General features: G+C 45.6%; 10 protein-coding genes. 2 read left to right on the top strand and 8 right to left on the bottom strand.

Translation table 11 applies throughout. From position 1 onward, the window contains the following. Positions 1 to 19: 19 nt before the first annotated feature. Positions 20 to 430 (top strand): dihydroneopterin aldolase, encoded by a 411-nt coding sequence (gene folB, locus JMX03_RS07595; protein ID WP_201595838.1) that lies wholly within the window; start codon positions 20 to 22, stop codon positions 428 to 430. Beyond that, positions 393 to 986, top strand: a complete 594-nt coding sequence (locus JMX03_RS07590; protein WP_227695444.1) for a 2-amino-4-hydroxy-6-hydroxymethyldihydropteridine diphosphokinase — start codon at positions 393 to 395, stop codon at positions 984 to 986. Before folB ends, JMX03_RS07590 begins: the two co-directional genes overlap by 38 nt. A gap of 127 nt (positions 987 to 1,113) precedes the next feature. Here the strand turns inward: JMX03_RS07590 and JMX03_RS07585 are convergent, their stop codons facing one another. The 8 genes from JMX03_RS07585 to JMX03_RS07550 all read right to left on the bottom strand — a co-directional run bounded on the left by JMX03_RS07585 (position 1,114) and on the right by JMX03_RS07550 (position 12,568). Beyond that, a complete protein-coding gene (locus JMX03_RS07585; protein ID WP_201595836.1) occupies positions 1,114 to 1,848 on the bottom strand; it encodes a glucose 1-dehydrogenase in 735 nt (244 codons plus the stop codon). 166 nt (positions 1,849 to 2,014) lie between these two features. After that, positions 2,015 to 2,461, bottom strand: a complete 447-nt coding sequence (locus JMX03_RS07580) for a PACE efflux transporter (RefSeq protein ID WP_201595833.1) — start codon at positions 2,459 to 2,461, stop codon at positions 2,015 to 2,017. Between the two features lie 165 nt (positions 2,462 to 2,626). Then, positions 2,627 to 3,517 carry a serine O-acetyltransferase gene (gene cysE / locus JMX03_RS07575; protein ID WP_201595830.1) on the bottom strand — a complete coding sequence of 297 codons (891 nt, stop codon included), beginning with the start codon at positions 3,515 to 3,517 and terminating at the stop codon, positions 2,627 to 2,629. A gap of 218 nt (positions 3,518 to 3,735) precedes the next feature. Continuing rightward, positions 3,736 to 4,590, bottom strand: coding sequence for an RNA methyltransferase (locus tag JMX03_RS07570; RefSeq protein ID WP_201595827.1), 855 nt, complete (start codon positions 4,588 to 4,590; stop codon positions 3,736 to 3,738). Further along, a complete protein-coding gene (locus tag JMX03_RS07565; protein ID WP_201595824.1) occupies positions 4,590 to 4,994 on the bottom strand; it encodes an Hpt domain-containing protein in 405 nt (134 codons plus the stop codon). The genes JMX03_RS07570 and JMX03_RS07565 overlap by 1 nt, the downstream gene beginning before the upstream one ends. A gap of 255 nt (positions 4,995 to 5,249) precedes the next feature. Next, entirely contained in the window at positions 5,250 to 8,930 is a 3,681-nt protein-coding gene (dnaE, locus tag JMX03_RS07560) for a DNA polymerase III subunit alpha (RefSeq protein ID WP_201595821.1), read from the bottom strand. A 238-nt stretch (positions 8,931 to 9,168) separates the two neighbouring features. Then, positions 9,169 to 11,115: a gamma-glutamyltransferase gene (gene ggt / locus JMX03_RS07555; RefSeq protein WP_201597868.1), complete on the bottom strand. Its 1,947-nt coding sequence runs from the start codon at positions 11,113 to 11,115 to the stop codon at positions 9,169 to 9,171. A gap of 250 nt (positions 11,116 to 11,365) precedes the next feature. Beyond that, complete coding sequence (locus JMX03_RS07550) at positions 11,366 to 12,568, bottom strand: patatin-like phospholipase family protein (RefSeq protein ID WP_201595818.1); 1,203 nt, start codon at positions 12,566 to 12,568, stop codon at positions 11,366 to 11,368. Between the last annotated feature and the right edge of the window lie 12 nt (positions 12,569 to 12,580).

Raw genomic sequence — 12,580 nt, 5'->3', positions numbered from 1 at the left:
AGCAAACAAGGATGAGCACATGTTTCATACCGAATCTGATGTGGTATTTGTAAAAGGCTTGAAAGTAGAAGCAGTGATTGGGGTTTACGCGTGGGAGCGCGCCATTACTCAGCCGCTACTGATTGATATTGCGCTTGAGACAGACATTAGCCGTGCTGCTGCTTCAGACGATGTGAATGATGCACTGAACTACAAAGCGGTCTGTGATGACGTCAGTCGTTTGTGCCAAGAAGTGCAAGCGCAGTTGCTTGAGCATTTAGCAGAGAAGGTCGCTGCTATGCTGCTTACCGACTATGCTTGTCATAAAGTGACATTAAGCATAGCCAAGCCGACTGCTATTACCCAAGCGGATGGCGTTGGCGTGCAAATCACTCGTTATGCAAAGGTCATTGGTGACAAGCCAGTTGCAAACAAGGGCGATGATGCATAAGGTGCATAACGCGCTGACGGACTTGAACCTTGAAACGTTAACAGTCTGTGCGCCTCACATGTTACAAGTACAGCCAGTGACAGCCGTGCTATTGGCTCTGGGCAGTAATTATCAAGCGGATTACTACTTGCCGCGCGTACGTGATAGTCTGGCTATGCTTGGTCAGATTAAGTTATCTACTGCTTTTCAAAACCCTGACTTCACCGCAACTTTGGAGCAGCCAAAACCTGACTATACCAATCAATGTGTTTATATCGCTTTAACGTCACCAATGACACTACAGCAGTTGCAACAAACCTTTAAAAAGTTTGAAAGTGATTGCAACAGGCAGCGTGTAACGGAAGCGCAGACGACAAGCAAAAAAGTCACGATGGATATCGATATTTTGTTGATAAAGACGGCTCTTGATAAAAATAGCCTAAGCAGAGAAAAGACATTTAAAACACCAGATATTACGCGGACTACATGGATTATCATGGCAGATCGATATCCATTTAAGGCCCATGAAAGAGCAGGGATTGAAGAGTTAATTTTGAATGGGTTTTTAAAAGACTAAATTGAGCAGGTAGTTGGAAGTTATCAAGAGTGAGCGAAAATGAAGTTTTTATCAAAAAAATCACAAAATAAAAGCTGGGAAAAATGCCCAGCTTTTATCAAACTCAAATGGTTTCGCTCTCAAAGTCTTACTGCGCGGTCAAGCCACCATCAATGATAAACTCTGAACCCGTTGAGTAACTAGAGTCGTCTGATGCCAAGAATAGCACCATGCCGCTGACTTCTTCTGGCTGTGCCACACGTTTCATAGGAATACTCTTAGCAAAAGCCTCAACGGCATCTTTGGTATAGCCCTGCATAATCATGGGCGTGGCAATAACGCCGGGATGAATGGAGTTGACGCGAATGCCATACGGGGCGCACTCTAGCGCTGCCGCTTTGGTCATACCGCGCACGGCAAATTTCGAATCGGTATAACCGATAGCACCGCCAACCAAGCCATTAATCGATGAGATATTGATGATAGAGCCTTGCTTGGCACCTTTCATGGATGGAATAACGGCTTTCATGCCCAAAAAGACCGAGACCTGATTAATCTCAAGAATCTTGCGGTAATCCTCTACTGAGGTATCTAAGATTGATTTATGGGTGGTAATACCGGCATTATTGACCAGCACATCGATTTGACCAAACTTACCTTCAGTTTGCTGCACTACCTGCGCCCAGTCGTCCTCATTAGTGACATCATGCTTGATAAATAAGGCATTATCTCCAAGCTCTTTTGCCAAGGCTTCGCCTTTATCGCTATTGATATCAGTCAATACGATTTTAGCGCCTTCTGCCAGACACAAGCGTGCATGAGTTTCGCCCATACCTTGAGCCGCGCCAGTGATGATGATGACTTTATCTTGTAAACGAGCCATGATGTCTCCTAATTATTTTAATTATGGTTGAGGTTTTATATCAGTCAACAAGTATAGTTTATAAGTAAGGGCCTTGCAGTTGCGAACCTTAAAGACTTGTCTTAGATAGGTAATTTCATTAAGTGTATTTGAAAACGAGTCATTAGAAGAGTGGCTGTATACTTTATTAAGTAGGGCAATCAACGGCTTTGGTTTGCTGTGGTAGGGTGAATATATGGTCAAAAATAAGCGTAAAAATAAAAGTAAATATTAAGAAAGCGATGACAAGAGAAACTTCCATCGTCAAGGCTGTCCATATTCCAACCCCATACCACAACATATAAAGCGGTAAACAGACTAAAGTAAGTCCACCTTCAAAGAATATCGCATGCACACTACGTATCTTAAAAGTACGAGCTTTGATTTGATGGCGTCTCTCCCAGTACTCAAAGAGCGTGTTGTAGACGAAATTCCAAACAACAGCAACGATAGCGATGATGATAGCGAGCGGTAGAGACTCTTGCGCGTCGCTACCGCTTAATACTATAAGAATAAAGGTTGTCAAAGTGATGGCAAGTATTTCGAAAAAAAAGACATATACCAAGCGACGTTTGATGGGGCTTAATGTAATCAACCAAAACTCCAATGCGCTTCATTGAGCTGTTAGCTTAGGATGTGTTGTATGTCTATTATAGCTATTAGCTAGAGATAAGCATAAGATTAGAGCATTCATTGGCACGATCGAAATACTCACGCGCTCTACTGTAATTTATATACTCTACTATATCTCGAATAGCACTTACTTTTGCTCAGTGCTTACAACATCCAATTCATCTCTATCAATCACATCTAAGTCTTCTAGACATAGTTTGTCATATTCCTTTCGGCAGAAATCAGGATCAAGTTTGCACATGGCAGCTTGTAGTTGATCCAAACGATTTTCTGACTGCTGAATATGCTCGAGCATTTTAGCAAAAGCTTCAGCGACAGGGTCTTGTGAAGAGGGGTCAATACCATAAGCTTGAAAGGCTGTCTCACGGGCGCTGCGTACAGTGTCTTGCGCTTGCTTTTCGGCAGCGGAATCCTTTTGCTTGCTGCCCTCTGTTTTGGGAGTAATTGGATTACCTTTTTCATCGTGATGCTCTGAAATCATGCGAGCTGCGCTACCGACCATCGTCGCGCCGGCAGGTACAGGTTTGACGACTACAGCATTTGAACCAATCTTGGCGTTTTTACCGACCGTGAATGGGCCTAGAACTTTTGCACCCGCACCTACAATCACGCCATCTTCTAGAGTTGGATGGCGCTTGCCGTTATTCCAGGAGACGCCGCCAAGAGTCACACCGTGATATAAGGTCACGTCATTGCCAATCTCTGCCGTCTCACCAATCACCACACCCACACCGTGATCAATAAAGAAACGCTTACCAATCTTGGCAGCAGGATGAATCTCAATGCCTGTCATGATTCGAGAGCCGTAAGATATTGCACGAGCGGCGAACTTTTGGTCATTCCTCCATAGACAGTGCGCGCCGCGATGCAGAATCAGAGCATGAATGCCAGGGTAGGTTAATAGCACCTCCAGACTGTTGCGAGCTGCTGGATCACGATTGAATACCGCTTCAATATCTTCTTTCAGGTCTTGTTTGATATTGGCGATCGATTTGAATAAGGTGGTTGGCAATGACATAAAAAGTCCTATCTATTCTTTAGTAGAATTTCGTCAGTGAAAGTTTGTCAATATAAAAAGATAAATCTATCTAGCAAGCTTATCAGTATATTTTTGCATCCGTGTTATTAAAGTTATAACAGTTTTGTGTGACAAAATATAGCGCTGGCCTATAAAACCCCATAAAAACCACCAATCAACGTCGGTTTGTTTTTAATTGATGAGGTTTTTGTTTACCTTTAGCTTTTTAATAGTTTTGCAATCAATGCGCTCAATAGCTGATACTCTTTTTGATCAAGCTGCACGCGAGAGCCAAGTCGAGACAATCTTGATGGCAATGATTTTAGATGATCGCTATCTGCTAAGCCGCGCTGAATCATAAGTTCAGTCGTACGCTGGGTCAGTTGTTGCAGCTGCTGATGAGTGATAGCCGGCTCATCCCATTGCTGGCGCAAATGCACATCCAATATAGGGTGAGAGGTTATATTTGTATTATTGTCATCAAAGTCTTTTAAATGTGCTTGAGCATAAGCAAAGATAAAGCTGGCAATCACCTGTACGGCTGATGCCACATTCAGTACTGGGTAAGCTGGATTGGCGTCAATCTGAATATGGTAGTCAGCATAAGCGAGCTCTTCGTTGGTCAGACCGCGATCCTCACGACCAAATAATATGGCGATGTTTGGCTGGCCTGTGAGATGAGCGCTTTGAGCATCAATAAAGTCAAACATGATTTTTGCCGCTTGGGTTGGCGTAACGACAGGCCGCGGCAAGTGACGGCTGCGACTACTGGCCGCAAAGACTAATTGACAATCATCAATGGCAGCCTCTAACGTTGGTGTAATGGTAGCTGACGATAATACCTCAATACCACCTGCCGCATGAGACTCACTGGTGTCATCAATCGGTAGCTTGGGATCCACTACTGTCAATCGTGATAAGCCCATGGTATGCATGGCCCGTGCTGCTGAGCCAATATTGGCAGGCAAGGTAGTGTTAACCATGACAACTTGTAGGCAAGTGAGATAGTCCTCAACGTTGAGCGCTGATAGAGAGGTTTGAGGAGGTACTGAAGATGAAGGAGAAGTGCTCATTATTGACTCAATCGTTGATTAATCTCTTGTTCGGCACGTTGTAATGCCATTGATAGGTTTTCTATAAGGTCAGCTTGTTGGCTGATAGTTTGTGCACGGCAGTGGAATTCTAATTGATCACTGAGGGCCACCAGCTGTGACGCACCTAAATTAGCACTGGCACCTTTGAGACCGTGAGCTGCATCAAACCCAACGGCATTGTCATTGGCCGCTTGAGCCGCACGTAAAGTGATAATACGCTGCTTACTATCAGTGAGGTAAGTCTGCACCAATTCTATAAAGTCTTCTTCGAGAAGGTCACGCATGTCTTCAAACTGCTCAGAGTTGATGATTTCACCATCGACAGTATGGTTGTTATTATTGACAGTGTTGTTGTCACTATCATTAACGCTAGCTTTGGTCATAATCGAGTATCCGATAATTTAGGGCGTGTTATCTATTGGTTTATAATAGTAAAGTTATAAATGCTTTGATGCCTGACACGCCCTAAGCTAATTGTGAGGTAATACCAAACCCAAAAAGTGCAATTCACTTTGTCAAACTTGCTCAGCCTGCTATGTGTAGTACTTGCGCAAGTTTTCCGCGTTACTCTAACTTTTGGAAATGGTATAAGTTTGCATTATCAATTTTGCACTATCAATAAAGCGTAAAGATAGATACTAACTATAATGAAAGTATAGGTCTTCTTCGTCAATCATGCTCTTTAGCTGTTGCAAGTTATCGTCATTGGGATAGACACGCCAGTGTTCAGAAAGGGTTACGTTGGCAATACCATAATCTTCGTAAACGCTCAATCCAAGCGGGATGCAATTGTCATTGATGACAGCTTCTGAATTCACAAATGCCGCGTCAGAGCTCATACCTTGGTCTAGTGCCAATAAGTCATTGCCTTCTTCATCATATAAGTTGCCACCCATGGTTGGATCATAGGAATGGCTACTACCTGTGTCTTGCTCGTCCTGCTCGTTATCATAAGCCAGGCGCTGCGGCGGTATCAGATGAGCTTGCGCTGACTTGAGTAATGGCTGCATATGTGTCAGTAAGTTGATATCACTGCCATGGACTTTGACGCTGATTTTTTTTAGCCAGCGCAGGCGAGCGTCAACCATGCTCATTGCGTTATCAAGACGTGCAAAGATACGACCATCACGTTCACGAATACTGCCTTTAATGATGACCACCTCATCGACTTTTAGCTGATCTTTTACGCGGTTAAAACGCTCAGCATAGCAGCTGACTTCCAGTCGTGAAGTGCCATCATCTAAGGTAATGACGTGACGGTTACCAAAGTTTGCCATATCAATGATAAGGCCAGCAAAGTAACAGCTGCCGTTATAGCCAGTATCTGTTAAGCCATCAAGACGCGCACCTGAGGTATAGCGTTTCAGCTCATCACGGTATTCGTCGATGGGATGTCCAGTTAAGTACAATCCCAAGGTGTTTTTTTCAGCTTTTAGGCGATGTTTGTCTCCCCAAATGAGCTCTGGTGTCATCACCAATGGCGGTGCCGCTACTACGCCGTCCATTTCGCTAAATAAGTCCATCATACCGATCTCGCGGTTCTGACGGTCTTGCTCTGCCGCTTGCACGGCACTGGGTAGCTGACTCATCAGCGCGCCACGTATCTCGTAGGCTTCGTCGCTTGGCAAGTCAGGTCTTAAGGTAGCGGCAAAATCATCAAAACAGCCTGCGCTGACCAAGGCTTCAAGCGTGCGTTTATTGACCTTTTTGATATCCACACGGCGACAAAAGTCGTAAAGATCGATAAAAGGTCCGTCGCGGCGACGTGCTGAAACGATGGATTCAACAGCACCTTCACCCACGCCTTTGATCGCGCCAAGCCCGTAGATAATATTGGTCGGTGTGTCTGAAACGAAATGCCACTCACTGCGGTTAACAGAAGGGTTTACAACGGTGAGGTCAAAATTCTCACGGCAGTCATTGATAAAGAACCCCACGTTGTCGGTGTTGTTCATGTCAGAAGTGAGTACTGCCGCCATAAATTCAGCAGGGTAGTATTGTTTTAGGTAAGCAGTTTGATAGGCCAAGACTCCATAAGCGGCAGAGTGCGATCTGTTAAAACCATAACCTGCGAACTTTTCCATCAGATCAAAGACGCCGCCAGAGGTCGCTTCATCGATACCTTGCGCGGTGGCACCAGTCACAAAGATATCACGCTGCTTGGCCATCTCTTCGGGTTTCTTTTTACCCATTGCACGGCGCAGCATGTCAGCACCGCCTAAGCTATAACCTGCCATGACCTGTGATATTTGCATGACCTGCTCTTGATAGACAATAACGCCGTTGGTGTTTTCTAAAATAGGCTCAAGATTTGGGTGGTCATAAATGACTTCTTCGCGGCCATGTTTGCGATCGATATACATCTCTACCATACCAGCATCAAGCGGCCCTGGACGATACAGCGCACACATCGCGATGACGTCTTCGATATTGGTTGGTTGTAATTTGGCCAGATACTTTTTCATGCCTGTACTTTCAAGCTGGAAGACAGCGGTGGTCTTGGCTTCTTGCAGTAGTTTATAAGCGTTTTTGTCATCTAGTGGCAGGTCTTCTAGCACTAGCGCCTCTTTGCCTTCTCTAGCGCGGCGTTTATTGATGTTTTCAACGGCAGCATTAATAACCGTTAGATTACGTAGACCCAAAAAGTCAAATTTTACCAGCCCCACGTCTTCGACGTCATCTTTATCGAACTGACTGACTCGGTGGCCTTCATCATCACAATAAATAGCACTAAAATCGGTAATCCTATGTGGAGCAATCAATACACCACCAGCGTGTTTACCAACGTTTCGGCACACGCCCTCTAATTTAATCGCCATCTCCCAAATCTCAATGGCGTCTTCATAGTCCATGTTGTCAGGGTTCGAAACCAAATCTTTGAGCTGCGGCTCTTGTTCAAGCGCTTGACTGAGAGTGATACCAGGGGTTTTAGGAATCAGTTTAGAGAGGTTGTTGGCCAAAAAGTAAGATTTGCTTTGTACCCGTGCCACATCTCGTACCACCGCTTTTGCCGCCATGGTACCAAAGGTAATAATCTGCGACACTGCTTCGCGGCCGTAAGTTTGCGCGACATACTCAATGACTCGGTCACGACCTTCAATACAAAAGTCAATATCAAAGTCGGGCATGGAGACACGCTCAGGGTTCAAGAAGCGCTCAAATAAGAGATCATAATGAATAGGGTCTAGATCGGTGATGTTTAGCGCATAAGCGACTAACGAGCCCGCACCAGAACCACGACCTGGCCCAACTGGCACGCCATTGGCTTTTGCCCAGCGGATAAAATCCATAACGATTAGGAAGTAACCAGGGAAACCCATGGATAAGATCACTTCAAGCTCATACTCTAGGCGTTCGTCATACTGTTTGCGAAAGTCGCTCCAACTATCATCGCGCGCCTCCACAGGAAATAGCTTGTCTAAGCGATTGTCTAGCCCGCACTGAGATTCTGCTCGAAAAAACGACTCAATGGTTTCACCTTCAGGTACGGGGAATTCAGGTAATACGTTGATACCCAGTGTCAGCGTCACGTTGCAGCGAGTAGCGAGCCGTAAAGTATTGTCAACAACCTGAGGAATATCAGCAAACAGTTGCTCCATTTGCGCTTGCGTCTTTAGATATTGCTCATCAGAATACAGACGAGGACGATTTGGGTCAGCCAGTACATAAGACCCTGCGATACAAACCCTAGCTTCGTGAGCGTCAAAGTCCTCTTGCTCTAAGAAACGCACATCATTGTGCGCGATAATAGGTAGACTGTGCTTAGCGCCTGCATGAATGGCAGCCTTGATAAAAGCATCTTCGCCAGAACGACTGGTACGTTTGATGGCGAAGTATAAGCGATCGTCAAATTGTGCTTGCCACTCTAAAATAAGCTCATCGGCTTTTTCTGGCATAGAGCTGACAAGGGATTGACCGACGTCTGATTTTTCCGTAAATAAGACAATCACACCAGCGGCATGCTCAAGAATATGACTGCGCTTGACGACTGGGGTGCCATGATTGTCAGGGTCGGCCCGTCCTTCAGTGTAGCCAAGTGAGACAATGCGGGTGATGTTTTGATAGCCCTCATTGTTCATCGCCAGTAGCACCAGACGCGTGTCCTCATTATCCATGATGACTTCGCTACCGATAATCGGCTTGATACCAGCGCCTAGGCAGGCACGATAAAACTTCACGGTGCCATAAAGGTTGGATAGGTCGGTCAGCGCAAGTGCACGTTGATTGTCTGCTGCCGCCGCCTTAATTAACGGCTTTATGCGCACGATAGAATCGGTGATTGAATATTCGCTGTGGATGCCAAGGTGTACAAATGCCATAGAGGACTCTTACTGATACGATCAAAGGGAGAATAAGCTACTAAGAAATAATTTATTATTATCAATGATTTAGATTGCTGATTTGAGGTAAATAAGACGTTGTTGGTCGTATTTAGGCGTTTTAAATTAGGTCGTTAATAATAGCATTGTTTGTCACAGACAGCCACTGGTTCGTCTGGCTTAATCTCCTTGAGACTGATAGATCAGTTGTTTGCGGGATATAAAAAACTCATAAAAACTATGTCAAAAACCCTTCTATACGCTGAGGCATAGAAGGGTTTTTGCGAGTGATGGTTTTCGGCATTGAAGTCTTTCTGGTTAAATACCCAACCACCGCCGCATCAACGATACGCGGGTCAGAAGAACCATAGACACCGTTTGGCGTAATCATAATCGACTGCGTTGAGCCCATTGTCGCTTTTGGACTGACCGTATGCCCCATAGATTCAAGTTTTTTAACCGTATCAATATTTAACGCCTTTTCAGTGCGAATCTCATCAGGCAGCCACTGGTCATGGATACGCGGCGCATGAGTGGCCTCAGCGATATTCATATCATGGTCGATGACATTGGAGATAATTTGAGTGACGGTAGTGATAATACGGCTACCACCGGGGCTGCCAGTGACGATATATGGTTTGCTGTCTTTAAATACTAAGGTTGGACTCATCGAGGACAGCGGACGTTTATTTGCTTCTACTGCATTTGCCTCACCGCCAGTTAAACCATAGGCGTTGGCTGTGCCAGGCTTGGCAGAGAAGTCATCCATCTCGTTATTAAGTAATATGCCCGTACCTTCAGCGACAAGGCCCGTGCCGTAAGAGAAGTTCAGCGTATAAGTATTGGCTATCGCATTACCGTCTTTATCAACGATAGAGAAATGCGTGGTTTGGTCGCTCTCGTAAGGTAGTGGATTGTTGGCTTTAATGGTCGCCGCTGGCGTGGCTTTGTTTGGATTAATCAAGGTGCGCAGTTTATCTGCATACGCTTGAGAGGTAAGACCGCTGGCAGGGACATCGATAAAGTCCGAATCCCCTAAATACTCAGCACGATCAGCATAAGCCAGTTGCATGGCTTCCGCCATCAAGTGAATGGTTTGGGCGCTATTTTGCCCGTAGTCACCCAGCGGAAAGCCTTCCAAGATATTTAAAATCTGCACGATGTGGATTCCGCCAGAAGAGGGCGGCGGCATAGAGACAATCTCATAACCACGATAGTCCCCTTTGACTGGCTCGCGAGCGATGGCTTGATAGTCAGCCAAATCCTGCAAGCTCATACTACCACCAGCTTCATTGACAGCTTTGACAAGCTTACGAGCCGTTTCTCCTTTATAGAACCCATCTGCACCTTGTGATGCAATGAGCTTTAACGAGCGAGCAAGTTCTGTCTGTTTTAAGCGTTCACCAGGCTGATAGGCACTGCCGTCAGGTTTAAAAAACACCTTTTTGGTACTTGGCCATTTCTGCAAACGATCGCTTAAGGCTTCTAGCGACTCCGACAAGCCAGCAGTGACTTCTATACCGTCTTCAGCCAGTGCAATCGCTGGTGCCATCACTTGGCCGCGGCTCATGGTGCCATGATCTTCTAAGGCTTTTAATAGCCCTGCGACTGTCCCTGGCACACCAACAGCTAAGCCATGATAGCGAGATAAGTCACTTACCGCATTGCCTTCCTCATCGAGATACATATCACGCGAGGCGCTGCTTGGCGCTTTTTCACGATAATCAAGCGCCACTGTTTTGCCTTGCTTGGCATCATAAATCATCATAAAACCGCCGCCACCAATGTTGCCCGCGCGCGGCAGGGTCACGGCCAAAGCAAAGCCAACAGCGACGCCAGCATCAACGGCATTGCCACCGTCTTTTAGAATCTTCAAACCAATATCTGACGCTAGCGCTTCTTGAGAGGCGACCATGCCACTTTTTGCCCAGACTGGGTGATGAATGGCATCAGCTGAGTAAATGGCTTGATCAGTTTTTGCAACGGTACTAACGCTCGGGCTAAGCGCACTATTTGGTGCTGCAAGGGTCACACGCCGGTTTTCAGTCAAAACCATGGGCGAATCAGTCATGATAGCGAGGTTTATCGCCTCCAGATTCAGTGAGCTGTTATTAATGGTATTGTTTGCAAGCGTGCTAGTCGCACCTGACTCAAGCGCATGAACAGAGGTGGACAGCAATAGCATACTGCTAATGACTAGGGCGGTGACTTTGGAGGATTTGGTATTAGAGTGAGCAGCATCGTGATTACTATGAAAAAATGGATATGGCATCGCAAATTCCTTTTTACGAGTGAAAGAGTGAGCAGGCGAGTCTTAGAGAGTGTTAAGTTAGATAGTAACGAAAATAACAGATCGTAGAAAGCTATTTATCAACTTTTGCCCTTTAATTGTTTTTCTTTGTTGGATATAGGATTAGTAAGTATCGAGGTAAAACCTACTGTTGGGTTTTTAAATAATCACGCGTACGCTCATAGCCGTATTGCCACTGCGCTTGCATTTGTTGTACGAAGCCATCGTAATCTGCATGAATCAAGTCTATGCGCCCGTTTAAGATGTTCAGACGCTTGCGTACATGCTGACCTGATAAAGCCTTTCCATTGTCAGCAAAAGGCAACCAGTGAATGCGTTCATTGTTAGGCGGAGTACCAGATAAATTACTTTGATAAGCCAGCGTTTCTGCTAAGCGCCTATTTGGATCAAAACCAAAGATACGTCTAATGGCTGGCGCGGCCAGTACCTTATCGTAAGGAGATTTGTGTTCAGCAAATACAGTGCTGCCAAACTGCGCTGCCAGCTCAATGGGTGTCAAGTTAATCACGCCCCCGAGACGCCAGCCTAAGGTGGGAATATGGGTTGGACGCAGATAATACATATCACCCCTCGAGGCTCTGATAGCTTGCTTGATATCCCAATGGTCAACGACATGAGTGTTTTTGAGAATGCGCTGCGGTGCATAATGATGGGTAGGGCAGTGTAAGGATAATTGCTCTAAGTGAGAGGTGAGCTTATGCGGGGTGAACAGTAACTCTTGTAGTCGAGCGACGGCTTGCTGTTTAGGTTGTAGGTCGATATCGCTCTGCGCTATTCGGCTGGCAACGATGGCGATATCTGGTGCTGTTGGTTTGAAATTAGCAAGGGCGTTAGTTGGGATTGAAGGCTCTTTTAGCTTGATAAGCTCATCAAGCCAATAGTCATCATTATCGATTTCGAACATAGCAAGGCGATTCAATTCTGATAACAGATCGTCAGATGTCTCACGGCTGTGGATGCTGCCGAGCAGCGCGGATCTTTGCATAAGACCCCAACGCTTTAAAGCATGGTAAAAGTAGCGCGGTTTTGATGTACTACTGATCTTTGTTAATAGATCTACTGATGAGCGGTAATGTTGGCGTGCCTGAATAGATTGCACCACCTGATATAAGGTCTTACTCTCTGCTAATGTTTTAAGCTGCTGTGGGTCTGAGCTGATGTCTATCAATAGCGCAGATAGACTACCACCACAGGTCGCGAGTATCAGGTCAGGCTTTAAGTCATGAGCGCATAATGCCGCATAACTACCAAGGTAGTAACCAAAGCGCGCGCCACCACCAGAAAACAGCTGAACGCGCGCATAAGGATGAAAAGAGGAGTCTGTCATTTTATCAAGTGG

The organism is Psychrobacter fulvigenes (genome assembly GCF_904846155.1).
In the GTDB taxonomy this organism is placed as follows: Bacteria; Pseudomonadota; Gammaproteobacteria; order Pseudomonadales; family Moraxellaceae; genus Psychrobacter; species Psychrobacter fulvigenes.
The sequence above is the reverse complement of the archived record's forward strand: the minus strand, read 5'-3'. Positions and strand labels throughout refer to the sequence as shown.

Excerpts from the sequence above, each read along its gene's own strand:
- folB (WP_201595838.1), top strand. The coding sequence starts at position 20 with ATGTTTCATACCGAATCTGATGTGGTATTTGTAAAAGGCTTGAAAGTA.
- JMX03_RS07585 (WP_201595836.1), bottom strand. The coding sequence starts at position 1,848 with ATGGCTCGTTTACAAGATAAAGTCATCATCATCACTGGCGCGGCTCAA.
- cysE (WP_201595830.1), bottom strand. The coding sequence starts at position 3,517 with ATGTCATTGCCAACCACCTTATTCAAATCGATCGCCAATATCAAACAA.
- JMX03_RS07570 (WP_201595827.1), bottom strand. The coding sequence starts at position 4,590 with ATGAGCACTTCTCCTTCATCTTCAGTACCTCCTCAAACCTCTCTATCA.
- JMX03_RS07565 (WP_201595824.1), bottom strand. The coding sequence starts at position 4,994 with ATGACCAAAGCTAGCGTTAATGATAGTGACAACAACACTGTCAATAAT.
- dnaE (WP_201595821.1), bottom strand. The coding sequence starts at position 8,930 with ATGGCATTTGTACACCTTGGCATCCACAGCGAATATTCAATCACCGAT.
- ggt (WP_201597868.1), bottom strand. The coding sequence starts at position 11,115 with ATGCTATTGCTGTCCACCTCTGTTCATGCGCTTGAGTCAGGTGCGACT.
- JMX03_RS07550 (WP_201595818.1), bottom strand. The coding sequence starts at position 12,568 with ATGACAGACTCCTCTTTTCATCCTTATGCGCGCGTTCAGCTGTTTTCT.